The organism is Enterococcus sp. DIV0901a (genome assembly GCF_051711525.1).
Taxonomy (GTDB): domain Bacteria; phylum Bacillota; class Bacilli; order Lactobacillales; family Enterococcaceae; genus Enterococcus_B; species Enterococcus_B faecium.
Genome location: NZ_JBIOMW010000002.1, coordinates 32,878 through 57,751 on the forward strand (window position 1 = coordinate 32,878; position 24,874 = coordinate 57,751).

A 24,874-nucleotide genomic window follows, 5' to 3' on the forward strand; every position below is an offset into this window, starting at 1 on the left:
AGACAGTAAAGACAGTAAAGACAGTAGGAGGAATAGCAATGAAACAATATTTAGATCAATGGAAAGTTATAGAAGGATCATTAAGAGAAGAACGAATCGAACAACTTCCCGATTGTTTAGAAAAAGAGCATTTGTTTCAGATAAGAGAAATGTTGATAAACGAACAGTTTGATCCAAATCAATTTTTAGTCGTTGAGTACCCAGCTACTGGTGTGTACTGTTGTAATCATGTGAAGGGTGAAAAATATTTTATCATTCAAGAATATGAGGGCAAGTTAGCGCCTTATTATACTACTTGGGAAATGAATGAAGAGGGGATCAATAACTTCCCGTGTAAAAGCATTGAAGAGTCTATTTCACTCACAGAATGTTAGTTGTTAAGTGAATAAAAGAAGTAAAAGAGTCCTGAACGTAATTGTCCAGGACTCTTTTTTTCAATGAATTGTTTTCCGCCAATTCAATGAGTGGTGCGATTTGCGACTACATTATATCAAAAGAAAGAGAAGGGAGGAAGAAGAAATGGCTTATTCAACGATTGGAGTTGTTGTTGAAAAAAGCAGAGACAATCTCGTTTTTGTGACAGAAATTCAAACAGGCAGAGCTTTTGTCGTCACAGACAAAGCGGCAAAAGCGTATCAAAGTGGCGATATTTTAACGTTAAATCTGACTACGAAGACGTTCGTCGATGCGGCAGAAGATTATCCATTTGTTTAGGAGGAAACGGACATGGCAGAAGAAAAAGAACCACTAGACAATAGTCGTTTGGGAAAATCCAAAAGAAAATTAGTACGATTGCAAAATGAATTAAATGATCAAATCGAAAAGATGTTTGAACACCAAAGAAAGACCAACGGTCAACCAATGAACGATAAGAGAAACGGGCATTCTTGGTTTAGGCAACAAGAACGAATCGAAAATAAAGTCCAAAGTCTGAGAGAAGAGATCAAGCAACAAGAAAAACAGGTAGAAAAACTTGAAAGACAAGAAGAGCTAAAGGAAATGGGTTATAACAAGTACGGTGGCCTGGATATGACGATCGAAAATATTCCAAGAATCAAAGAAGAAATCGAACGCTTTGAAAAAGGTGAATCGACTTTTTCAGCTGCCACGATCCGAAAATACCAACGAAAATTGGAAACATTAGAACAGCTGAAAGAAAAATCAGAGAAAGGAAAAGAAAATATTCTTCCTGAAGTACAAGCGATCATTGACAGCGGACGAGTGACGCAATGGAAAAAGAATCCAACTATCTATTTTCTGAAAGGCTATCGAAAAGTCGCTTTAGAACTCAATGAAAACGGTAGATTTGAGGAATCTAAAAAATACCAAGCCACGTCGGAAGAAGAAAAGGCAGCTGTTCGTGAATTACTTGAAGAAGCTACACCTACTGATTCTGTGAAGGAGAAAGAAACCGATCATTTCTATCGAGTAGAATTCAACGAAAATGATCCAGCAAAAGGGTTGAAAAGTTATGGTGGGGAGATCGTAACACTAGAATTGATCGATCAACTCAAAACACTGGATAACCAATACGCCGCAGAAGCAGGCTATTATAAATTCTATTTTGAAGAAGTGAAGAATGGAGAAGTAGTAGATCAGATACGAATGGATCTAGGGGATGGCGTCAATAGTAATCACCCCATCTATTTAGAGTTAGCTAGATTGTGCGAACAAGTACCTGAGAAGGAACAAAAACAAACAGTCAAAAATGAACCTATTTCAAAAGTACAAAATGAGATTAAAGAGACAAAAACAAAACAAAAGGGTTATCAAAAACGAACGGCAGAAGAGATTAAGCAAGAAGTCAAATCACTTTCCCAACAGGCGCTTGATGCGGTGAAAAAGCATACTCATTCACCTGAAGACGTCAAAGAACTTTTGAATTTTATGTCTCGTTTTCCAGAACGATCCTTTAGAAATCAATTATTGATCGAGGAACAATTTCCAGGCGCAACGGCTTGTTTAGGTCGTGCCGCGTTGAAAAAAGAAGGAATCTATATCAAAAAAGGGGAACAAGGGAACAAGATCTTTGTCAGAAAAACGGTCAAAGGATTTTATGAGAAAGGACGTGGCTTTGTTCGAGAAACAGAGGCTACACCAGAAGATAAAAAACGAATCGAAAGTGGTCAAATCGAAGTGATCAAAAAACCTTACTACACGATTGAAAAAGTGTTTGATATCACACAAACACAATTGAAGCCTGAAGACTATCCGAAAATCTTCCCGAACCGCGTCTTTGATTTTCAATTGGATCAAACAGGGCATACAGAACTTCAAGTTGGGATTCAAGCGGTAGCCAAAAATATTGGAATTCAAATTCGAGATATGACAGAAAGTGAAGTCTATCAAAGAGAATTAGGACAAGCACGTGGGGCGTACGTTCGTAACGAATTTACTGGCGAAGAAGAAATCGTCATGAATACTCGAAATACTCCTACGCAGCATTTAGCCACAAGTATTCACGAATTAGCCCATGCTAGAATGCACAAATTTTCAGAATTAGATACTGCAACAAAAGAACTACAGGCAGAAATGACCTCCTATATTGTGTGCAAGCATTTTGGGATGGACACCTCGGAGAAAGCTATTCCTTATATTGCGACATGGACGAAGAATGGTCAGACGTTGGATGATAAGGAAGCTGCGGAACGTGGGAAAATCATGAATGATGTCAGTCGTGTCGCAAATGAATTCATTCAAACCATTTCTAATGAAATCAATCAATACAGAGAAAGAGAACCAGAGATCCAGCCAGCAGAAGTGAAGCAGGATGAGAAAAATGTTGTAGAAACAGCAGAACAAAAGAATATTGTGCCCGTTGGCTCACTTTGGATCGACAAGAAAGACGGGAAAGTCCTGGAAGAAGACACGGGCCGAACGTTACATTTGAAGGATGCGGCGTTTATTGAAGATCCGCAGCATAATCAAGTGATTTTAAAAGGAAAAAGTTATGGAAAAGAGATTCAAACGGCGTTACCTTCAGAAGAATTTGCGCTAGGAAATCCATTCCGATTTTCACTTGAAACAGTGTCAGAAGTGGCCAAACGAAAAAATGAAATCTATTATGAACAACAATTGTCACAAAAAGAACGCGTATAAAACAAGTAAAAAAGACTATCTGAAAAACGGATAGTCTTTTTTCTTTTGGGAGGTTTGAAAATGACAGAGAAAAAAATGAGTCTTATTGATCGATGTAAACAGATCGATATAGTGGATTTTGCTCGAAACAATGGAATGGCTGTAGTCAATAAAGGACGAGACTATCGCTTAGAAGACCATGATTCTTTTGTTTTTGATCGAAGAAAACAACGTTTTTATTGGAATAGTCAAAATATTAGTGGCGACATTATTGAATTAGCTAAACTTTTTTTCATAGACAAAGAGATCCAAGACCCTAAGCAACAATTTAAAGCAGCCACTGATTTTATTCTAAAGAATGAAGACAAAACAGAACGAGTGGAAAATCTTCATTTTGAGACAGAAAAGTACAAAGATCACCTCGTTGATTATCAACCACTCACAGAAAAAGGAAGGAATTATCTGAAGGAAGAACGAAAACTGCCCGATTGGTTGATTGATTATGCAGAAAAAGAAGGATTGATTGCCGAACTAAAGCCAAAACATGAACGGCAAAATTTCTTAGTTCGAGACGATCGTTTGGATCATGCGGTCGCCTTTTTATGGAAAGATCCACAGACAAAAGAGACAGTAGGGGCGAGTTATCAAGGAACATTCATTGATTATGAACGTTTTGGTGAGAGAGGCACATATAAGCATATAGATAAAAATTCGACAGCGAATCATGGCTTTAACCTAAAGATTGGTGATCCTAAACAGTTAAAATTTTTTGAGAGTAGTATTGATTTACTTAGCTACGCTGCACTGAATCGTGATCAGTTAAACGATACGTGGTTAGTCTCTATGGAAGGGTTAAAACACCATGTGATCAGTCATTATTTTGGTGAGGCAGTATCTGAATTGAGAAAGAAACAAGCCTTTCCTCAATCCATCGAGATTTGTGTGGATAATGACCGTGCAGGACATATTTTCTACGAAAAAGAACAATTAATGGGCGCAGTCGATCCATTTACGAATCAGAAAGTACGTTGTGAACGAGGAATCGCTAATGATTGGCAAGTGCCAAGAGAATACAAAGTCATTTATGAAGAAGTCGCAAAAGAAGAAAAGGTCACAACAGAAGCTATTATGGCCATACACAAGACAGAAAACAATCTGCAATTAACGAACCAACTGGTTTCCGCTCACAAAGTCAATGCGTCTTTTGGTCAGCAGCTTTCTTTTAACGATTCAATAGAAGTCATTAGTTTGAAAGATATTTGTAGAGAAGTCGCAAAAGAATTAAAAGATTGTGAACTCTCGAATGGTACGTACGATTTTGATCGTTTTTATCAAGGAAAAGGGGATATTAATTCTCAGATTCTTTTCTCTTATAAAGCAGAACAATACTACAAAGGCTATAAAAATCATGAACATGAATTTGTACCTGAAGTGAAAAAGGATTGGAACGATCAATTGAAGCATGAGATCCAGCAACAAGAAATTAGAAAGCAAAAACGTGCGATGTTGTTTCAACAAGGCAGACAACAAGAAAGGGAGTGAGATCGTCACGATGAAAACTGTCATTTTAGCAGAAAAACCGTCACAAGCGAAGGCCTATGCCGATAGCTTTTCTAAAGCCACCCGAAAAGACGGGTATTTTGAAATCCAAGATCGATTGTTTCCTGGTGAAACTGTGATCACCTATGGCTTTGGTCATTTAGTCGAGTTAGATTCGCCCGATATGTACGATGAAGATTGGAAACAATGGTCATTAGAACATTTGCCTATTTTTCCTACACATTATCGCTATCATGTTCCTAAAGATAAGAAAAAGCAATTCAACGTGGTGAAACAGCAACTTCAATCGGCTGATACCATTATTATTGCGACAGATAGCGCTCGTGAAGGGGAACTGATCGCTTGGACGATCATTCAACAAGCAGGCGCAAATCAGGGAAAAACATTTAAAAGACTTTGGATCAACTCCTTAGAAAAAGAAGCCATTTATCAAGGATTTCAGCAGTTAAGAGACGCAGGAGAGACCTATCCCAAATTTGAAGAAGCACAAGCACGTCAGATCGCCGATTGGTTGATCGGCATGAACGGTAGCCCACTGTATAGTTTACTCTTGCAGCAAAAAGGCATACCAGGAAGTTTTTCTTTAGGTAGAGTTCAAACCCCAACGCTCTACATAATTTATCAATTGCAGGAAAAGATTAGAAACTTCCAAAAAGAACCATATTTTGAAGGAAAAGCCCAAGTAATCGCTCAAAATGGCGCATTTGATGCGAAGCTTGATCCAAATGAAACCCAAGCGACGCAAGAAGCATTTGAAGCCTATTTAAAAGAAAAAGGTGTTCAATTAGGAAAACAGCCAGGTACGATCCTTCAAGTCGAAACAGAGAAAAAAAGTGCGGCTAGCCCACGTCTTTTTTCTTTATCGAGCCTTCAGTCTAAAATGAATCAACTCATGAAAGCTAGTGCCAAAGATACTTTGGAAGCCATGCAAGGGTTGTATGAAGGAAAATATCTAAGCTATCCGCGAACGGATACCCCTTATATTACGGAAGGGGAATATGCGTATCTGTTGGATCATTTAGATGAATACAAGCATTTTTTAAAGGCCGAATCAATCCCTACCCCTATTCATACGCCGAATAGTCGGTATGTGAATAACAAGAAAGTCCAGGAACATTACGCGATCATTCCTACAAAAACGGTTATGACAGCAGCGGCTTTTGAACAACTAAGTCGACTGCAGCAGGCTATTTATGAACAAGTGTTAAAAACAACGGTGGCGATGTTTGCGGAAAAATATACTTATGAAGAAACAACAATCTTGACGCAAGTTCAGCAGCTTCAGTTAAAGGCAATCGGAAAGGTGCCGCTAGATCTAGGTTGGAAGAAGTTATTTGGCAAAGAGAGTGAGGGAAAAGAGAAGGAAGAAGAGCCGCTTCTTCCTAAAGTGACAAAAGGAGAAACGGTGACGGTAGATCTACAAGTCCTTGAAAAAGAAACCAAGCCACCACAACCTTATACCGAAGGTACGTTGATCACTGCGATGAAAACAGCTGGGAAAACCGTGGATAGTGAAGAGGCGCAATCCATATTGAAAGAAGTAGAAGGAATCGGTACAGAAGCGACACGGGCGAATATTATTGAAACCTTGAAACAAAAGGAATATATCAAGGTAGAGAAAAATAAGCTCGTTGTGACGAATAAAGGGATTTTGCTTTGTCAAGCCGTTGAAAAAGAACCGCTGCTCACAAGTGCCGAAATGACCGCCAAATGGGAAAGCTACTTGTTAAAGATCGGTGAACGAAAAGGAACACAAACCACTTTTCTAACAAATATCCAAAAATTTGTCTCTCACTTGTTGGAAGTCGTACCAGGACAAATCCAATCCACTGATTTTGGATCGACGTTACAAGAGGTGAAAGCAGCCAGTGAAAAGCAAGAAGCCGCGCGTCATTTAGGGATTTGTCCAAAATGCCAGGAACAAGAAGTTTTACTCTATCATAAGGTGGCCGCATGTACGTCTGAAGCTTGTGATTTTAGATTATGGACAACGATTGCCAAAAAGAAACTCACAGCGACACAGCTGAAGGAAATCATTCAAAATGGCCGAACAAGCCAGCCAGTGAAAGGATTAAAAGGTCAAAAGGGTTCGTTTGAAGCAACGATTGTTCTAAAAGAAGACTTCACAACGAGCTTTGAATTTTCTGAAAAGAAAAAAACGAACTATAAGAAAAGAACACGCCGCACTACAAAATAATGGAGGGGTTATCTTATGCGAAATACAACACACAAACAACAAGAAATCGAAAATCAAAAAGCAAAAATTCGTTCAGAACAAGAGAAATTACGTGCCAGTAAAAGAAGACTTCAGCAATTAAAGAACCAGCAACGGATTCAAAAAGAAATTGAATTAGATCGATAAAATCTTCCTGGCTATTGTATACGCATAAACTTATATTATACTATATTTATAAGTTTATACGTATACAAAGGAGGGAGAAAATGACAAAAGCAATGGTTTACAAGCTGCTAGAAGAATTTAACGGAACTTTGGCTTTGAAGGATGCCAAAAAAGCGGGCATTTCTCCTGTAACGATCAAACGTATGGTAGATCGTGGAGAGCTGGATCGTGAGTATCCAGGTTTTTTCACCTTACCTGGTCAATTTCCTGATGAATTGTTTATGGCACAAAAGAAATATGAGCGCGGCATTATTTCGCATATCACCGCGTTGGATTTATATGATTTAACGGATATGATCCCTAGACAGATCGATCTAACCGTACCTTACGGTTATCACGTTTCTGAAAAGGGGTTGAAAGAATTCGCAGTTGAGTTACACTATTCAAAAGCGGAATGGTATGAATTAGGTAAGATCGAAATAAAGAGTCGTTATGGGAATCCTGTTATAGCTTATGATCCAGAAAGAACCTTGTGTGACATTTGGAATCCCTGGTATAACGTTGAGGATGAAATCAAAGTAAAAGCAATCAAAAACTACATGGAGTCGGACAGAAAAAATCTTAGAAAATTGAATGAGTATCGACGAATTTTGCCTACAGACAAAACGATACGCTCTTATATTATGGCTTTAAAGTGAACTACCCCCACTTAGCTAAACCTGAGGGTTCTTAACGCTTGAAGTGAGAGCTTCTTGGGAACAGAGCGTACTTGATAGTTTATTTTTTCACTAACAGCGGTTTCTCTTATATACCAAGCTATCCCCGTAGTCCCTACGGTTCTTGTTTAGTTAATCTAAGCCAACCCTATAGAATGTAGCCTTAGACCTTCGGTCAGGATATTGATACTAGCATTGATGTCTCGGTCATGATGAGCATGACAAATAAGACAAGTCCATTCTCTAATATCGAGCGGTTTCTTACCGTCTTTATGTCCACATTCTGAACAAATTTGACTAGATGGAAACCATTTATCTATCTTAATAATCTCACGTCCGTACCAGTCAGCTTTATATTGTAATTTAGTCACAAAACTAGACCAAGATACATCCGAAATACTTTTTGCTAGTTTATGATTACGCAACATACCTTTTGTGTTTAAGTCTTCAATACAGATAATATCGTGATTTTTGATAATTTCTGTACTTAACTTATCGCCGTTTGTATAATTAAGCGAGACAAATAAAAAAGCCATTTATGTTACACTCAAATTGTAATACCCGCTAAAGCATACAAGGAGAGTGAACATAAATGACTTATACCCATCTTACACCAAACGAGCTTGTAATGATAGAAGCATATTTTCATCAAGAAACTCCGGTTGCTATCGTTGCGAAGCAGCTTAAACGTGGACGCCAAACAATTTACAATGTCTATAACTTTCTCAAATGTGGTGGAACAGCACTTGAATACTTTGAACAATACAAAGAAAATAAGCGACGTTGTGGGAGAACCGAAATCATTTTTCCTGCTGAGGAAAAAGAATACATTGCAAAAAGATCAACTGAAGGTTGGACCCCAGACGTCATTATTGGCCGTGCAGAGCGAACCTTCTCTTGTTCAGTAAGTACCCTCTATCGCCGGTTTAAGACGGGAGAATTCAATGTTTTACATTTACCGATGCAAGGAAAACGAAAACCAAATGGTTATAAGGAAAAACGTGGAAAACAGGCATTCAAAAGAAATATTTCTGAACGTAAAAAAGATTATGTCGTTTTCGAAGAAGAATTTGGACATTTAGAGGGTGATACGATTATCGGCATCCACCATAAAAGTGCCGTCATCACACTCGTTGAGCGACTTTCAAAAGCCATTATCGCCTTGAAACCAGAAGGCCGTAAGGCAGTTGATATTAAAAATTCGATTAATGAATGGCTTCAATCCGTACCCAAAAATCTTTTCAAATCAATTACCTTTGATTGTGGAAAAGAATTCTCTAATTGGAAAAGTATTAGTAATACGAATGATATTGATATTTATTTCGCAGACCCAGGAACGCCTTCCCAACGGGGATTAAATGAACATTCAAACGGACTCCTCCGAAAAGATGGACTACCAAAAGAAATGGACTTCAACCAAGTCAATCAAGGATTCATCTCATCCGTTGCGTCCAAAAGAAACCATATCCCTAGAAAATCACTAAATTACCAAACACCATTAGAAGTTTTTTTGAGTTACGTAAATGGAAAGTTTTGTCTCGCTTAATTTGACAAATAATATATTCAAAAAATCAGTACGTTGATTCATTACTTTTTCATGCAATCTAGCTACTTTACATTTTTGTTTTTGATAATTACTAGCTTCAAACAGATCGATACCTTTTTGTTTAGCTAATAAGGCACGTCTTGACAACTTACGTTGTTCACGTTTGAGTTTTTTTTCCATTTTGGACGTGAATTGATTATTATCAAATTTTCGACCGTCAGAAAGAATTGCAAAGTCTGTAATACCTAGGTCAATACCAACAGCAGAATTAGATTTAGGTAGTTCGCTAACTTCTTCTTTGCATAACAAAGAAATATAATATTTACCGCTAGAATGACGTGAGATTGTAGCAGATTTGATAATCCCTTTTGGTTGTCTATGAAGTTTAATTCTAATTAAGGATTTCAATTTAGGAACTTTGATGAATTTATTATCAATCAAAGCAACTGTGCCATTTTGATTATTCGTTGTATAACTTTGGACAGAATTTTTCTTGCTCTTGAAACGTGGAAATCCAACGGATTTATCCCGAAAGAAATTCTTATACGCCTTATCTAAATTGAGTTGAGCATTCGCTAAAGCAAGACTGTCAATTTCTTTCAAAAACGGAAATTCTTCCTTGTATTTTGCGGGTGTTGGAAAACTCATCTTTTTAGAAGAATCATTTTTCACTTCTTCATACGCCTTTTTTCGGTCATCAAGCATGAGATTGTAGACCTTACGGACACAACCAAAAGATTTGGCAAAGAAAATCTCTTGTTCTTCTGTTGGATATAATCTAAATTTGTATGCTTTTAGTCGTTCCATAAGACTCACCTGCTTTCTATTTATGATTATTCCCTTGATTCTGAATATACTTCTTGATCACATCAATTGGTGCCCCACCAGTTGTCAAAAGACAAAAACTTTTAGACCAAAACATTTCTTTCCAAAGAAACTGTTTGACTTTTGGAAAGTCACGTTTTATCAAACGTGAACTAGCACTTTTATAGGCATTGATAAATTTTGTTAACTCTGTTTTAGGTTGAGCTTTGAACATAATATGAATGTGGTCTTTATCATGGTTCCACTCAACTAAAGTAATGTGATACGATTCTGAAATTCTTTCAAAAGTCGTTTTAGCATGCTCAGATATTTCATCATCAATTACTTGTCTACGATATTTTGTTACTAAAATAAGGTGGTAATAAAGAAGAAATACACCAATTTAAATAGATTGATTGATGTTCAGGAAATTTTGCAAGAATTAGAACGAAATGGATTATTTGATCTTAGAGGATATCGTGTAATTGATAGAGAAGAAACTCAACAAAAAAATGCAAAAGAGAAGAGGAAGGAACATGAAATCTAAATAACTGAAAAAACTATATATTCCGAAAAGTGAAAATATCTATTCATAAAATAATCAACATATTTAAAAAATCTAATCAGGTTTTGGGTCGAGATAAAGTTCTTTATTCTATGATATAATGGTACTGTAATAAGTTTATGACGTGGCTACTCAGGGGATGATGTCTATGTGTATTTTCGGGTCTTTGTCAAATGATGTTGGTAAAGAGAAATCTTAGAATAATTTGAGCAGAAAGAAGAAAAACTTCTTTCTGTTCTTTTTATTTGGTTAAAATGGTTTTACTGTGGCAGATCATGATCCGTCGTTTGAAATGATAAAAGTTTCGAACCCCATAAGCATTGCGTTTTAATCAATACTTTTATCAATAATAGAGCGCAAAACTTTTTCTCTTAATTCAACTGAATCAATATTATTGTTTTGTTCATAACCATGAACTAATAGATCACAAATATAAAGTTGTGATATTTTTCCATCTAAAGATCCACCATTAAGAAATTCTTCAATGGCTGTTTGTAAAACTAAGTCTGCAGACTTTCCTATAGGTGAATGAATATAGTTAGTTATAGCAATAATTTTTGCGCCATTTTTTTTAGCTATTTTCAATGAATCATAAGTATCTTTCGTTTTTCCAGATAAAGAAAAAATGATTACTAAATCATTAACTGTTAATAAAGAAGCGACTTGGGATTGAAAATGAGGGTCTAGTACAGCTTTTGCTTGAACTCCTACGCGAAGAAACATATTTTCTAAATCAAGACTAGTATTTCCACTAGATCCCACTCCGAATATATATATGTTTTTTGATTGAGTGATCATTTTAATGGCTTCATTCAATTTTTCTTCGTCTAAAAGCCTAATAGTAGAATAGAGAGCTTCTGTTAAATTATTAGCAATTTCATCATAGTACTTTACACTAGTTGGATGTTCTTTTTTTTGACTAAAGTCTTCCTTTGCAATTTCAATTTTTAAATCAGAAAAACCAGAAAAACCAATTTTTTGGCAAAAGCGAATAATAGTAGCATCACCAACTTTTGTTTTTTTCTTAATATCACTCATCGTACTATAAATAATAGTTTTCCCAGAATTTAAAATAAAATCAGCGACTTTTTTTTCAGACTTCGTTAAAAATGGATAATTTTCTTTAATTAAATAGATATAATTCATACAAACTCCTCTATAATTTCAACTTTTCTCCATTATACTCCAAAACAATAAAAAAAACTCCTAAATACTCCATTTTTATCTTTACTTTTATGAAAGCGGATGCTATATTGTTTTTGGAGTTATTATCCAAAAATAATAAAAAATTGGAGTGTTTAGGATAATGGATAAAAAAAGGTTTTTAGATCTTATTTCAAAAGGTTTGATTGTTTCATGTCAAGCATTACCTGGTGAACCATTTTACAAAGAGGAAGAAAGTTTAATGCCTTATTTTGCTTTGGCTGCTCAAAGGGCTGGAGCAGTTGGTATACGTGCAAATTCTGTTCGAGATATTATTGAAATTAGAAAATGTGTATCATTACCAATGATTGGAATTATTAAAAGAGATTATCCACCAGAATCTCCATTCATTACTGCCACTATGAGAGAAGTAGATGAATTAGTAGAAACCGGTGTTGAGGTAATCGCTCTGGATTGCACTCTTAGAAAGCGGCATGATGGACTATCTATAAATTCTTTTATTACTAAAATAAAAGAAAAATATCCTCATCAGTTATTTATGGCAGATATTTCTACATTTGAAGAAGGCAAAAATGCATATAAAGCAGGAATAGATTTTGTAGGAACTACTTTAAGTGGATATACTGAGGAAAGTAAAAAACAAGATGGGCCAGATATAGATTTGATTAAAAAATTGGTAGAAGAAGGAATTTGTGTAATTGCTGAGGGAAGGATTCATACTCCAGAACAAGCAAAAGAGATAAAAAAAATAGGAGTTGCAGGTATTGTTGTCGGTGGTGCTATTACTCGACCACAGGAAATTGCATCAAGATTTGTTAAAGCATTAAGTTAGGAGGAGAAATAAAATGTTTAAAAAATTTTCACAATTAGGACGCGCTTTCATGCTACCAATTGCTATATTACCAGTAGCCGGATTACTATTGGGATTGGGAGGAGCGCTAACAAATGAGAGCGCTATAAATGCTTATCCATTTTTAGCTCAACCGTGGTTGCATACAATTTTAAGTATTATGAGTTATGCTGGCAATGCAGTTTTTGCAAACCTAGCACTAATTTTTGCAATTGGTATTGCTGTAGGACTTGCAAACGGAGATAAAGGAACAGCTGGTTTAGCTGGTGGGGTAGCTTATCTAGTATATACTGCAACTATTAGTGGGTTTCTTGAACTTTTTTCAGCAAAAGATGCAACACTAGATACAGGTGTAGTGGGATCAATTGTTGTGGGTGGTACTGTTGCATTTTTACACAATCGATATAGAAAAATTGAATTACCACAATTCTTAGGTTTTTTTGGAGGATCAAGATTTATTCCGATTGTTTCTAGTTTAGCTGCAATCATTATTGGTTCTTTCTTTTATTTAATTTGGCCACCAATTCAAAATGGTTTAGTAATTGCTGGTGAACAAATTGCTCAAATGGGTAGTTTAGGAACTTTTTTATATGGTTTTTTATTGCGTTTAACAGGTGCTGTTGGACTACACCACACCATTTACCCTTTGTTCTGGTATACATCTTTAGGTGGTACCGAAACTGTAGCTGGGTCAACAATTGCTGGAGCCCAAAATATTTTCTTTGCCCAACTAGCTGATCCAAACCACACTGGTCTGTTTACTTATGGTACTAGATTTTTTGCAGGAAGATTTGCAACAATGATGTTTGGCTTACCTGCAGCATGTTATGCAATGTATCGTGCAATTCCTAAGAAAAATCGTAAAAAGAATGGTGGGCTTTATTTTAGCGGGGCCCTTACCTCATTTTTAACTGGAATTACTGAACCAGTTGAATATATGTTTTTATTTGTTGCTCCTTGGCTTTATGTGATTCATGCATTCTTAGATGGATTATCTTTTTATTTTGCTGATATCTTAAATATTCGTGTAGGGAATTCCTTTTCAGGTGGTTTGATCGACTTTTTATTATTCGGTGTACTTCAAGGGAATGACAAAACTAATTGGTTAAAATTAATCCCTTTTGGTATTGCATGGGCATTTATATATTTCTTTGTTTTTACATTCTTTATCAAAAAATTTAAGGTAGCTATTCCTGGAATGGAAGAAGAAGTAGAAGTTCATTCTGAAAAAGTAATAAACAAAAATACATCATTACATGAAGAGTCTCTTATCATTATTGAAGCTCTTGGTGGAAAAGAAAATATTGAGTCTGTTGAAGCTTGTGCAACTCGTTTGCGTGTTGCTGTTACGAATGGGGAGATTATTCAAAAACAAACAATAAAAGACACTGGTGCAACTGCTGTCTTCGAAGTGAAGGGTGGTATCCAAGCTGTTTTTGGAGGGAAAGCTGACTTACTAAGTCAAGAAATCAATCAAATATTAGGAAAAGATAATTAGGAGGTTTTTAATATGTTTGAAATTTTCAAAAAGAAAAAACAAGAAACTTTTTATGCACCTTGTTCCGGAAAAATCATTTCCATCACAGAAGTAAATGATCCTGTCTTTTCACAAAAATTACTAGGTGATGGTTTTGCCGTCGTACCTGATGGTTCAAAAATTTATGCTCCATTGGCTGGTCGAGTAACAAATATATTTCCTACTAAACATGCTATTAATATAAAAAGCAACTCAGGCATTGATTATTTGATTCATATTGGAATTGATACAGTCGAATTACAAGGAGAGCCTTTTTCGATTTGTGTTCAAGAAAATGATGATGTTACTCCTGAAACCTCGTTGGTTGATGTGGATTTTGACAAAATAATAAAATCTGGTAAAGATACTTCTGTTATAGTTGTTTTTCCGGAGAAAAACCAGTTCAATGATTTAATAATAGATAATGGTCGAATTGCTCATGGGAATTCATGTGGAAAAATCACTTTTTAAAAAAGTGTATATAAAAAGCTATAAAATAAGCTAAATAGGATATTTGTAAAATGAAGTTGCTGAACAGAAAGAACTGTTTTCTTTCTGTTCATTTTTTTATTTTAACGTAATTCAGGCAGAAGTCGCCCATCCTCTATAGGTGGGTGATGAATGCAGTTCGGTATGAGGGTTACCGTTGGTAACTCGAAAACCGACAATTAAGACATATTTCCTTTTTATTTTGTTCCATGTTTCAATCAGTCTATATAAGAAATGGATTGATATAACATGACATTAGATACAAATAATCATTCAGTATTTCTTCTTTATTACCACCTTATTTTAGTAACAAAATATCGTAGACAAGTAATAGACGGGATTTCTTTGGGCGTCACTGAAAATCCTTTGGTAAATAGAATTGCGAAAGGATCACTATTTCTTGTATTCGTGTATCTTGTCTGTTCTTATCTTTTAAAAAGAGCAGGAAAGGATAATTCCTTTTGGTGATTGACTAAAGTCACAATAGCCGCGACAGCTGTTATACTTACGGCTATTCTACCGCTTTATATGTAGGGTTAACGGGAAATCATTGAACTTCTTGCGAAATATTGCTATAATGAACGTGAAAAAGAGGAGTTGCACGAACAACCCCTCAGTAACAGCACCGATTAAAGAACGGTGGCAGAATAATAGTTATTTGGAAATAACCGCTGACCTGCTAAAGTAGACGGTTATTTCTTTTTGTCATTTTTAAGCATATTTACAATCAAACTAATCAAAGCAATGGTAAACATACCAAAACCAAGAATGGTTTGAATTGTCTCATATGCGGACAAAAGGCTTACTCCTTTCATAGATTTTAGCACTTACATTCATAAGCACCACCACCTTTCCAGAAGTCGCCACCGTCTTCAAACTTTACTGTCTTGATTATTATAGCATATCTAAAATCGAATAAAAATTCTCAATTTTAGCTGGTTTTGCTATAATTTTATCGAGGTGATCGCGATGGAATATTATACTGGTTTACTCGATAAAATTCGGGTGATCAAGACACAGCCATTGCTTGTGCGATTTACATTACACACGAGTCATGAACCAATCAATTGTGTAGTGGCCAATATAGAAATAGCGGATAAATTGCTGATTTTGGAAGAAGGCAAGTATACTATTTCAGTGACAGGTCACTTCAATAAACGAAATCAACTAGTCATTGAATCAATGCAAATTAGAAACCCTGATCATTTTACGAGATTAATGGGCATATAAATAAAAGAAGAGCTGCAGTCCTAAATGAGGATTGCAGCTCTTTTTGTTTTACATAGAAACAAGAAAAATGAAAAGGCCTTTTTAGGAAGGCGCAAGCGCCTTCTCAATTGAAAAACCTCTCTCTCACTCCAACCGCCACCGCCGTTCGAGAAGAAAGGAAGTGAACGTTGCACGTTCACTAAGATAAGGGGTCTTGCAAAGCAAGACAAAATAGAAAAAACTTCCTCTCACCAAAAGGTTCGTTCCTGTTCGCTATCTCTTTATTGATTTGCCAGACCGGCAACAAGTTGCCTTTTATCACCAAAAAGCGACAAGGACAAGGGTAAATGGCACGCTGCACGCCCTTGTCCTTGTCGCTTTTAGTTGATTCATTCTGGCCAACAAATCAATAAAGAAAGAACTAACGAAAGGAAGTAAAACCTTTCCTAAGAGGAGGCAGAATCAATCATGCGAAAGAAATTTGATTATTGGGGTGTTCCCTTCAGCGAATTATTCCCAAACTATCATGCACCATATACTGTCGAATGCGATTGTGGAGAAAGAGCGAAATGTATCAAAAGCTATTGTTTGTATCAATGTCCAACATGCGGGAAAAAATATACCTTGTCTTATGGCGATTATATTTTGATTGATGAGAAAGGAAAGAAACGCTGATGAAAACACAACACAAATTATTGACTGTAAAAGAAGTCGTTCAAATTTTGGTGGACAAAGAAGTCATTTCTGAAAAAGTAGCAGAAGCTTTACTTATTCCGCGGTACTGGACGATAGAAACCCCTTTAGTAGAGGATGCACCGACTATGCTATTTGAAGACCTAGTGAAGATTGCAGGATATGAACTGCATTATCAAGAAAACATGGAAACTTATGAAAACGAATATTGGTTAACCAAATTAGAGAACTAAAAAGGAGAAAAAAATATGGCTCAAAATTACTATGACGAATTTGTCAAATTACCTTTGGATAAAATGGCACAAAAAATGGAGGATATGACATTCCTATACAATGAGACACGTGTTCCAAAAAAACATTATAAGGAAAGATTGTCGGTAGCTGTGGAAGAAATGATTGAATCGGGTGTCGAAATGAATCTCATTGCGACCTACTATCGAACGCTTGAAGAACTGAAAAAGCAAAATGGACAATGGTTTTTCCAAGCCTTACTATGCTTGGAAGCAGGCGTCAAGCCAAACACTATCAAACCTTCTGAATACCAAGCTTTAGAACTAACGTATGGGAAATTTGTCGAAACGAAAAAAGCCAAGACTGTTTCAAGTGAATGGTTGGACTACTTAGAAAATGTCAACAAGTATGGCGCATGTTACATCATGAAAAAGGAGGACAACGAAAATGAATAAGGTGATTTATCAACTAACAACGGAAGATGTGTCACACTTTTTAACAAACAAAGAACATTTGAATGAAGTAATCAGACGGATTCAAAAAGACTTTAGTTGTATGGAAGAAATGAAGTACTTTATTCAAAGAGTCGAAGAACAATTGTATTTGGAAAGTGAAACGAGTCAAACGAAGGTTACAGTCAGCAATAATTATTTAGACGTGTATAAACGTCGTCCTGACACATTAAAAAAAGGAGCGGAGCTTCTACGACTAGAAACAGAAAAATATATCATGAATGTTTACCTAGAAAGGAGTGAACTGGTCGAAAACTTTGTCAGCTACACGATTTGCAGGAAACACTATTACTCAGAATCAGAATATTATTCAATTTTTGAGAGCATGGAATTAATGGAAGAAGAAATGGAAGAGCTAAACAGCAAAGATGCGATGGTAGACGATTATTACCTTGTATTTACTAAATTTTTGACGTGTGGGACGGAATCTATCGTGTTAATGGGAATGGATTATGAACTCGCTGTACCCGAAGTATTTTTGAGGGAATATGTAGAAGAAGTAGATAACCCAGGCGACGACTGGTACACGACTTTAACTGATTTTTTAGATACCTACACTTACGACGATACAGAAGAAATCCAAAATGAACTTGACCGTAAACGAATGCCATATCAACGATTTGAAAGGAAAAAAGATCAATAACCATTTATACCGAAAAGTGAGAATGTGTGAAATAAGCGAGCAAAGCCCGAAAACCTAAGAGAAAGAAGGAGATTTATATGAACAAAATTATTCCCTTATTATTATTCCTATTTGTTGGAGAAATACTCATGCGACTTAGTGCAGCCGTACATGTGAACTACTCACCACTTAGCTAAACCTGACGGTTCTTAACGCTTGAAGTGGGAGCTTCTTGGGAATAGAGCATACTTGATAGCGTATTTCTTTACTAACAGCGGTGTCTCTTATTTACCAAGCTATCCCCGTAGTTCCTACGGTTCTTGATGATTGGATCTAAGCCAATCCCATAGAATGTAGTCTTAGACCTTCGGTCAGAATATTGATACTAGCATTGATATCACGATCATGATGAGTATGACAAACAGGACAAGTCCATTCTCGAATTTCAAGAGATTTCTTGCCATCTTTATGTCCGCACTCTGAACAAATCTGACTAGACGGAAACCATTTATCTACTTTGATGATTTTTCGTCCATACCAGTCAGCCTTGTATTGTAATTTAGTCACAAACTTTGACCAAGAAACATCAGAAATACTTTTAGCTAATTTATGATTTCGCAACATACCTTTTGTGTTTAAGTCTTCAATACAGATAATATCGTGATTTTTGATCATTTCTGTACTCAACTTATTCAGAAAATCAGTACGTTGATTCATTACTTTTTCATGCAATCTAGCTACTTTGCGTTTTTGTTTTTGATAATTTTTAGCTTCAAATAGATTGGTACCTTTATTTTTAGCCAATAAAGCACGCCTAGACAATTTGCGTTGTTCACGCTTTAGTTTCTTTTCCATTTTGGACGTGAATTTATTATTATCAATTTTTTGTCCATCAGAAAGAATCGCAAAGTCCATAATACCTAAGTCAATACCAATTGTGGAATTAGTTTTAGGTAATTCGATAATTTCTTCTTTACACAACAAAGAAATATAGTATTTACCGCTAGAATGACGTGATATTGTAGCAGATTTGATAATCCCTTTTGGTTGTCTATGAAGCTTAATTCTTACTAATGACTTCAATTTAGGAACTTTGATGAATTTACTATCAATCAAAGCAACTGTACCATTTTGATTATTCGTTGTATAACTCTGAACAGGATTTTTCTTACTTTTGAAACGTGGAAATCCAACGGATTTATCCCGAAAAAAATTCTTGTATGCTTTATCTAAATTAAGTTGGGCATTGGCTAAAGCAAGGCTATCAATTTCTTTCAAAAACGGAAATTCTTTCTTGTATTTAGCTGGTGTCGGAAAAGTCATTTTTTTAGAAGAATCATTTTTAACTTCTTCATACGCCTTTTTTCGGTCATCAAGCATTAGATTGTAGACCTTACGGACACAACCAAAAGATTTGGCAAAGAAGATTTCTTGTTCCTCTGTTGGATAGATTCTGAATTTGTATGCTTTTAGTTGTTCCATAAAGTTCACCTACTTTCTATTTATGATTGTTTCCTTGATTTTGGATATACTTCTTAATCACATCAATTGGTGCGCCACCAGTTGTCAGAAGACAAAAGCTTTTAGACCAGAACATTTCTTTCCAAAGAAATTGTTTGACTCTTGGAAAGTCACGTTTTATCAATCTTGAGCTGGCACTTTTATAGGCATTGATGAATTTTGTCAATTCTGTTTTAGGTTGAGCTTTGAACATAATATGAACGTGGTCTTTATCATGATTCCACTCCACTAAAGTAATGTGATACGATTCTGAAATTCTTTCAAAAGTAGTTTTGGCATAATCAGATATTTCATCATCAATCACTTGTCTACGATATTTCGTTACTAAAACAAGGTGGTAATAAAGAAGAAATACTGAATGATTATTTGTATCTAATTCCATGTTATATCAACTCATTTCTTGTATAGACTGATTGTAACATGGGACAAAATAAAAAGGCAATACGCCTTAGTTGTCGGTCTTCGAGTTACCAACGGTAACCCTCATACCGAACGGCATTCATCACCCACCTATAGAGGATGGGCGACTTCTGCCTAATTCTGTTAAAAGGTGAAAATGGGATGGCTCGGATCACGATTGAACGGGAAGATTCGCAATTAGGTTCTGTCTCACTTATCCTTTATTCCAATCAAGACATTGGTGGAGGAATCTCTACTTATGAAGTGGTCCATCAAATTGCAAAACGTGGAAGTAACATAGAAGCACGGGATCGACGTTTTGACGTCACCTTATTGATCAATGGATTACCGATTGTTCAAATCGAGTTGAAACAAGTAACCGCAAAAGATGGTTTTCATCAGGCCTTTAACCAAATCAAAAAATATGCAGAAGAAGGCATGTTTCGGAACAATATCTTTTCGACCTTACAGTTGTTTGTGGTTTCTAATGAACAAACGACTCGGTATTTTGCAAATGCCTTACCGAAGGATTTACATCCTAAGTTTTTATTTAGTTGGCGAACGAAAGATAATAAAAAGGTAGAAAACTTATATGAGTTTTGCAAACAAGTGCTAAATATCCCGGATGCCCATCGCTTGATTGCGGATTATACGATTGTCAGTGAAGATCAAGACAATAAAACCCTCATGGTGTTACATCCTTATCAAGTGCATGCGATTCAAGCCTTGTTTATTGCCGCAAATAAACATCAATCAGGGTATGTGTGGCATGCGACTGGTTCAGGAAAGACGTTGACTAGTTTTGTATCTACTAAGCTTTTAGCACGAAAATCGGGGATCGATCGAACGATCATGTTAGTGGACCGCAAAGATTTAGATAATCAAACCACCGCAGAGTTTACGAAATTTGCTTCGGAATTTAATACTGGGATTTCTTCCGGGAATGCCAAAGCGAATAGCTTGATCGTTGGAACAGGAAGTGCCAAAGAGTTAAGTGAAACTCTGTTGGCAGATGCCAATGCAAATGTTGTAATCATTACAACCCGTCAAAAACTAGATGCGGCGTTGAAATATGCAAAGAAACAAGAAGAGAAAAAAGGAACCAATCGCTTCCAAAAATTAATGGGACAACATATCGTGTTTGTAGTCGATGAGTGTCATCGAGCGTTAAGTGCTGAAAATATGGAAGAAATCAAAAAAATGTTTCCGAAGTCCACTTGGTTTGGCTTTACAGGTACACCAATTTTCCCTGAGAATCGGAAACAAGCCAAAGGGCAATTAGCACGTACGACCCATGATCAGTATGGAGAGGTCTTGCATACCTATACCATCAAGAATGCGCTAGAAGATGGCTCTGTTTTAGGATTTCAAGTAGAGCATGAAAACACCGTTGAGCCGACTTCATTAGAGAATAAAATCTATCGGAAATTAAAAGAAGTAGAAACATATGCAGAGTATTCATCAGAACAGATCAATCGTATGATCGATCAAATGGAGACAATCAAAAAAGAAAGTTATTTGGACCCTGCTGTTTTTGAAGCAGATGAACATATCCAAAAAGTCATTCATAAAATGTTCCGTCCAGATAATGCCTATACAAAATTTAATTTTCGAAATGGCCGTCCAACGAAGTCTGCGATCTTAACCACGAGTTCCATTGACATGGCCAAAAAGTATTATCGAGCGATCAAAGAAATGACGAAAGAACCTGACTGGTTAACAAAAGAGTTTCCTAATCAGCCCATTCGTGAAGGAAGAACGATGGAGGATCCTGATTTTCCACGAATCGCTATTACCTATTCATTAGAAGAAAACAGCCGAGATTCAAGTGTCCAACAAGAAGAAATGCAAAAAATTATTGAGGAATATAATCAGTATTATGATACTTCCTGGTCTTTAGCAGACATTGAGCGTTATAACGGAGACATCAATAATCGTTTGGCACGAAAAAGAGCGGAATTCAAACAATTTGGGAAACAAATCGATTTAGTGATTGTAGTGGATCGTCTATTGACAGGTTTTGACGCACCTACGATTCAAACCCTATTTGTGGATCGTAATCTAGAGTATGCAGGATTGATTCAAGCTTTTTCACGTACGAACCGTACGTATCCTGAAAAGAAAAAAGGATTGATTGTGACGTTTCGTAAGCCAGCGACAATGGAGAAGAATGTCGAGGATGCGACAAAACTGTATTCAGAAGCAAAAGAAGAATCGGGTTTGATTTATCCAAGTTATCAGGAATCAAAAAAAAGATTCAAGCAAGCATATGGTAAGTTAAAAGAGGTTTCATCCATGGAATCCATTGATGAACATACGCCTCTTGAAACTCGTATCGAATATGTCAAAGCATTTCAAGAATTGAATCGTGCGTATGAATCGTTAGTGACTTATGACGATTACAATGATGACATGGTGCAATCTTCAACTTTGAACAATCAAATTCAACTTTTGGAAGAACAAATTGGCGTGTACGAGACCGTGAAGGGTTCCTTAATAGAGGAAGAACCAGAAAAAGAGGGAGAAGATTTTTCAACGATCGAATTTTATAGTGAAAATACCACTAAGTTGTATGATATTGATTCTACTTATATTGATCAATTACTAGGAACTTATGCTGCGAATAGTTCAGGTGCACGAGAAGAAATTGAAAAAGCTTTGGCTAAATTGAATAAAACAGAAGGAGTCAAAGAAGTTTACCGACAAATTTTAAATGCATTTGATGTGGGGACTTTAGATAGTAATGAAGATATCTTTGTCATTAAACGTCGCTATTTTACACAAGCAAGTGATGATTTGATTCATGTCTTTTCCAATGAGTGGTTTGTCTCTGAGAAAGAATTACATGCTTCTAATCTGCAATATCTACCAGGTGAAGATCGAATTCCTAATATGAAAGCAATTATCAACAGTGAGGATTACGAAGGATATAAAGCCAAACATCCAGAAGCGAAGCCATTTAAATACACACAAGAAATGAAGCGAGCCTGGCGTAAAATGTTAGATGATGAGTTGATTCCACTTGAGAATGAATTGAGGTAAACGAGAAGAATTCAATAAACTGGATGATAAAAATATAATATGATTAACCCGTGGTGCTAGTTAATTTTTTCCTAGAGGAAAAAATTAACTAGCACCACGGGTATAACATGTATAGTTATATACAAATATTTAGCTTCGGTTGGTATAAACTTAATAAGTGACTTTTTGAGCCAAAAGTAAGGAATTACAAAAAGAGAAAGAAGAGAAGGAAGAATGAAAAAGGTATTATTTGCGGTTAGTTTAGTTGTTAATATAGCACTAGCAGGAGGATTATTTTATACCATTACAGAAATGAATAAGCTTGATGACCAACGGGAAAGCTTAGCAATCAGTAACGAACAATACAAAAGGAAGCTAGATGAAGCTAGCAGCACCAACGTGGACACTCAAGAAGCCGTAGAATCCTCTACAATTGTTTATAGCAATGAATCCAGTGAAACCCTAACAAATTCGGAAAGAAGCACAGCTCCAGCTACAGAAACTGTTTCTCAAAAAGCTACTATAACAATAGGAAGTAAAGTATTCACGTTTATAGTAAATGGCTTGACAATAGAACACGATTCTAGCAGAACAGGAAAAATGACCGAGCTTTCTCATGAGTTTCCAGTGATTGTTACTACTCCTAGTGCTACCCTTAACGGTATATTGGTGCAAGACAACAATGATAATAATTGCTATATAATGGTAGACGGTCAAACTCTATACAGAGGAACATACCAATAAATTTTGAGTCTTAATATGACTGATATTTATAAAAAATTCCTGATATTAGAACAAGAATACGCTGTCTTCAAATGTATAATATTACAATAGCACGATATAGCAATATTGTTATATCGTGTTTCATAATAATCAAGAGCTTTAAAATTAGTATTTATTAGATACTTAAAAGCTATTTTAGTATTGATAAATTGTTACCAGCAACAAAAAAGAAGTTACTTAGTGCTAACTTTTGAGCAACTGCTAGAGGAGGTAGGATATGGCTAATTATCCTGTAATTTTTATTGTATTTTCTAGAAATGTAATTACTCTCTTAAACATTCCAGCATATCCAAGTATATAGAAAATTTACGTTTTCTATATAGTTGGATTTGAATTATAGCTATTTGTAATTTACTTCAATTATTTCGCTATAGCAGCTAATAACACTATAAAGACACATACAGCAACTCCTTAAATGGGTTTCGTATGTGTCTTTATAGTGTTGATCACTTCATATTTTAGTTGGTCAAAATCCTTATCATATGTAGCAATATATACCGCTAAATTTACAGCATCTTTTTGATCAATAGCTAAAAGCTGTCCATTGATTTTCAAAAAGACAAAAGTAGCTAAGAAAGCAGTACGTTTATTTGCATTGTGAAAAGGATGTTTCTTTATCAATTGTATAAGTAGGATAGCTGCTTTTTCATAAATCGAAGGATAAACCTCTTCACCAAAAGCTGAGGCTCGAAGTTGCCCTACACACATTTCTAAAGCATTCGCATCCTTTACACCAAGGGGTTCATTAGGAGAGTATTTTTTTATTTGGATTACATTCATTTTTATAATATCTTTGGCTTCTAGGTAATGAATACTCATTTATCGACAAGCTCTCTAAAAGTAGTATCATATTCAGTTAATGCTTGAGATATTGCTAAATCAATTTCATCAGATAAGGCTTGTTTTTTTGTAATTGCCGCTCGAAGTTTTTCTTCATCTAAAAAAACCGTATCTCCGGGATTTAACCCATTTTCTTTAAGAAACTCCTTTGAAATAGTTAATACTACTGAGTTCCCCACTTCCCTAAATTTTCTTTCTTTAATTGCCATAGTCTTCTCCCTCCTTTTTCTTTGTATATACAGTATATACGCTTGTTGATTTTAAATCAAGCATAGTCCCTCTCATGTCTAACTCTATAGAAAGATTGTTCTTTCTATATAATTAATTAAGAAAATTCAAAAAATTTAGATTGCTCCCTTCTATTTCCTTCCCTATTTATGTATACCATTTATTTTAAATTATTAAACGTATACC

General features: G+C 35.7%; 24 protein-coding genes and 5 pseudogenes. 20 read left to right on the forward strand and 9 right to left on the reverse strand.

The features are described 5' to 3' along the window. Window positions 1-38: 38 nt before the first annotated feature. The 7 genes from IGL70_RS12990 (at window position 39) to IGL70_RS13020 (ending at window position 7,677) form a co-directional block, all read left to right on the forward strand. Window positions 39-374: a hypothetical protein gene (locus IGL70_RS12990; RefSeq protein WP_002305032.1), complete on the forward strand. Its 336-nt coding sequence runs from the start codon at window positions 39-41 to the stop codon at window positions 372-374. A gap of 145 nt (window positions 375-519) precedes the next feature. Beyond that, window positions 520-714, forward strand: coding sequence for a hypothetical protein (locus IGL70_RS12995; RefSeq protein WP_002302840.1), 195 nt, complete (start codon window positions 520-522; stop codon window positions 712-714). Window positions 715-726: 12 nt separating this feature from the next. Beyond that, complete coding sequence (locus tag IGL70_RS13000) at window positions 727-3,099, forward strand: ArdC-like ssDNA-binding domain-containing protein (RefSeq protein WP_002305035.1); 2,373 nt, start codon at window positions 727-729, stop codon at window positions 3,097-3,099. A gap of 60 nt (window positions 3,100-3,159) precedes the next feature. Further along, window positions 3,160-4,620 carry a toprim domain-containing protein gene (locus IGL70_RS13005; RefSeq protein ID WP_002305036.1) on the forward strand — a complete coding sequence of 487 codons (1,461 nt, stop codon included), beginning with the start codon at window positions 3,160-3,162 and terminating at the stop codon, window positions 4,618-4,620. 10 nt (window positions 4,621-4,630) lie between these two features. Continuing rightward, a complete protein-coding gene (gene topB, locus IGL70_RS13010; RefSeq protein WP_002326518.1) occupies window positions 4,631-6,835 on the forward strand; it encodes a type IA DNA topoisomerase in 2,205 nt (734 codons plus the stop codon). 15 nt (window positions 6,836-6,850) lie between these two features. After that, complete coding sequence (locus tag IGL70_RS13015) at window positions 6,851-7,000, forward strand: hypothetical protein (RefSeq protein WP_002326517.1); 150 nt, start codon at window positions 6,851-6,853, stop codon at window positions 6,998-7,000. A gap of 80 nt (window positions 7,001-7,080) precedes the next feature. Then, a complete protein-coding gene (locus IGL70_RS13020) occupies window positions 7,081-7,677 on the forward strand; it encodes a type IV toxin-antitoxin system AbiEi family antitoxin domain-containing protein (protein WP_002305039.1) in 597 nt (198 codons plus the stop codon). A gap of 155 nt (window positions 7,678-7,832) precedes the next feature. On the opposite strand, the pseudogene IGL70_RS13025 reads toward IGL70_RS13020, so the two are convergent. Further along, a pseudogene (locus tag IGL70_RS13025) lies at window positions 7,833-8,192 on the reverse strand (RNA-guided endonuclease TnpB family protein); the annotation flags it as partial. 95 nt (window positions 8,193-8,287) lie between these two features. Here IGL70_RS13025 and IGL70_RS13030 point away from each other — a divergent pair. Beyond that, window positions 8,288-9,241 (forward strand): IS30 family transposase, encoded by a 954-nt coding sequence (locus IGL70_RS13030; RefSeq protein WP_113805648.1) that lies wholly within the window; start codon window positions 8,288-8,290, stop codon window positions 9,239-9,241. On the opposite strand, the pseudogene IGL70_RS13035 reads toward IGL70_RS13030, so the two are convergent. From IGL70_RS13035 to IGL70_RS13045, 3 genes and pseudogenes are all read right to left on the reverse strand, one after another. Further along, window positions 9,239-10,048, reverse strand: a pseudogene (locus IGL70_RS13035) (RNA-guided endonuclease TnpB family protein); the annotation flags it as partial. The gene IGL70_RS13030 and the pseudogene IGL70_RS13035 overlap by 3 nt on opposite strands. Before the next feature lie 16 nt (window positions 10,049-10,064). Further along, window positions 10,065-10,448, reverse strand: a complete 384-nt coding sequence (tnpA, locus tag IGL70_RS13040; RefSeq protein WP_033603157.1) for an IS200/IS605 family transposase — start codon at window positions 10,446-10,448, stop codon at window positions 10,065-10,067. Window positions 10,449-10,937: 489 nt separating this feature from the next. Further along, entirely contained in the window at window positions 10,938-11,756 is an 819-nt protein-coding gene (locus IGL70_RS13045) for a MurR/RpiR family transcriptional regulator (protein WP_002305041.1), read from the reverse strand. 160 nt (window positions 11,757-11,916) lie between these two features. On the opposite strand from IGL70_RS13045, the gene IGL70_RS13050 reads away from it, so the two are divergent. From IGL70_RS13050 to IGL70_RS13070, 5 genes and pseudogenes are all read left to right on the forward strand, one after another. Then, the gene (locus IGL70_RS13050; protein WP_002305042.1) at window positions 11,917-12,606 is read left to right on the forward strand and encodes an N-acetylmannosamine-6-phosphate 2-epimerase; all 690 of its coding nucleotides are present in this window, start codon (window positions 11,917-11,919) and stop codon (window positions 12,604-12,606) included. 13 nt (window positions 12,607-12,619) lie between these two features. After that, entirely contained in the window at window positions 12,620-14,122 is a 1,503-nt protein-coding gene (locus IGL70_RS13055) for a PTS transporter subunit EIIC (RefSeq protein ID WP_002305043.1), read from the forward strand. Window positions 14,123-14,134: 12 nt separating this feature from the next. Beyond that, complete coding sequence (locus tag IGL70_RS13060) at window positions 14,135-14,611, forward strand: PTS sugar transporter subunit IIA (RefSeq protein WP_002305045.1); 477 nt, start codon at window positions 14,135-14,137, stop codon at window positions 14,609-14,611. Between the two features lie 267 nt (window positions 14,612-14,878). Next, window positions 14,879-14,965, forward strand: a pseudogene (locus IGL70_RS13065) (IS200/IS605 family transposase); the annotation flags it as partial. Continuing rightward, a pseudogene (locus IGL70_RS13070) lies at window positions 14,960-15,163 on the forward strand (hypothetical protein). The pseudogenes IGL70_RS13065 and IGL70_RS13070, both read left to right, overlap by 6 nt. A gap of 158 nt (window positions 15,164-15,321) precedes the next feature. Here the strand turns inward: IGL70_RS13070 and IGL70_RS13075 are convergent. Next, a complete protein-coding gene (locus tag IGL70_RS13075) occupies window positions 15,322-15,444 on the reverse strand; it encodes a putative holin-like toxin (RefSeq protein WP_002295624.1) in 123 nt (40 codons plus the stop codon). A 154-nt stretch (window positions 15,445-15,598) separates the two neighbouring features. Between IGL70_RS13075 and IGL70_RS13080 the strand changes: the two genes are divergently transcribed. The 5 genes from IGL70_RS13080 (at window position 15,599) to IGL70_RS13100 (ending at window position 17,917) form a co-directional block, all read left to right on the forward strand. Further along, a complete protein-coding gene (locus IGL70_RS13080; protein WP_002346647.1) occupies window positions 15,599-15,859 on the forward strand; it encodes a hypothetical protein in 261 nt (86 codons plus the stop codon). A 447-nt stretch (window positions 15,860-16,306) separates the two neighbouring features. Beyond that, window positions 16,307-16,513, forward strand: a complete 207-nt coding sequence (locus tag IGL70_RS13085) for a hypothetical protein (protein WP_002324499.1) — start codon at window positions 16,307-16,309, stop codon at window positions 16,511-16,513. Then, a complete protein-coding gene (locus IGL70_RS13090) occupies window positions 16,513-16,764 on the forward strand; it encodes a hypothetical protein (protein ID WP_002287517.1) in 252 nt (83 codons plus the stop codon). Before IGL70_RS13085 ends, IGL70_RS13090 begins: the two co-directional genes overlap by 1 nt. A gap of 15 nt (window positions 16,765-16,779) precedes the next feature. Next, entirely contained in the window at window positions 16,780-17,217 is a 438-nt protein-coding gene (locus IGL70_RS13095; RefSeq protein ID WP_002305049.1) for a hypothetical protein, read from the forward strand. After that, the gene (locus tag IGL70_RS13100) at window positions 17,210-17,917 is read left to right on the forward strand and encodes a hypothetical protein (protein ID WP_002322978.1); all 708 of its coding nucleotides are present in this window, start codon (window positions 17,210-17,212) and stop codon (window positions 17,915-17,917) included. Before IGL70_RS13095 ends, IGL70_RS13100 begins: the two co-directional genes overlap by 8 nt. 312 nt (window positions 17,918-18,229) lie before the next feature. On the opposite strand, the gene tnpB is transcribed toward IGL70_RS13100, so the two are convergent. Together tnpB and tnpA (IGL70_RS13110) are read right to left on the reverse strand one after the other, a co-directional pair. After that, entirely contained in the window at window positions 18,230-19,378 is a 1,149-nt protein-coding gene (gene tnpB, locus IGL70_RS13105) for an IS200/IS605 family element RNA-guided endonuclease TnpB (RefSeq protein WP_002287525.1), read from the reverse strand. Window positions 19,379-19,394: 16 nt separating this feature from the next. Then, on the reverse strand, window positions 19,395-19,799 hold the full coding sequence (gene tnpA, locus IGL70_RS13110) for an IS200/IS605-like element ISEfa4 family transposase (protein ID WP_002287522.1): 405 nt from the start codon (window positions 19,797-19,799) through the stop codon (window positions 19,395-19,397). Between the two features lie 161 nt (window positions 19,800-19,960). On the opposite strand from tnpA (IGL70_RS13110), the pseudogene IGL70_RS13115 reads away from it, so the two are divergent. Further along, window positions 19,961-22,858 (forward strand): annotated as a pseudogene (locus tag IGL70_RS13115) (type I restriction endonuclease subunit R); the annotation flags it as partial. 213 nt (window positions 22,859-23,071) lie between these two features. Further along, on the forward strand, window positions 23,072-23,581 hold the full coding sequence (locus IGL70_RS13120; RefSeq protein ID WP_002295345.1) for a hypothetical protein: 510 nt from the start codon (window positions 23,072-23,074) through the stop codon (window positions 23,579-23,581). A gap of 450 nt (window positions 23,582-24,031) precedes the next feature. Here the strand turns inward: IGL70_RS13120 and IGL70_RS13125 are convergent, their stop codons facing one another. Beyond that, window positions 24,032-24,439 (reverse strand): type II toxin-antitoxin system death-on-curing family toxin, encoded by a 408-nt coding sequence (locus tag IGL70_RS13125; protein ID WP_080346340.1) that lies wholly within the window; start codon window positions 24,437-24,439, stop codon window positions 24,032-24,034. Beyond that, a complete protein-coding gene (locus tag IGL70_RS13130; protein WP_002290351.1) occupies window positions 24,436-24,669 on the reverse strand; it encodes an addiction module antitoxin in 234 nt (77 codons plus the stop codon). The genes IGL70_RS13125 and IGL70_RS13130 overlap by 4 nt, the downstream gene beginning before the upstream one ends. Window positions 24,670-24,874 lie beyond the last annotated feature (205 nt).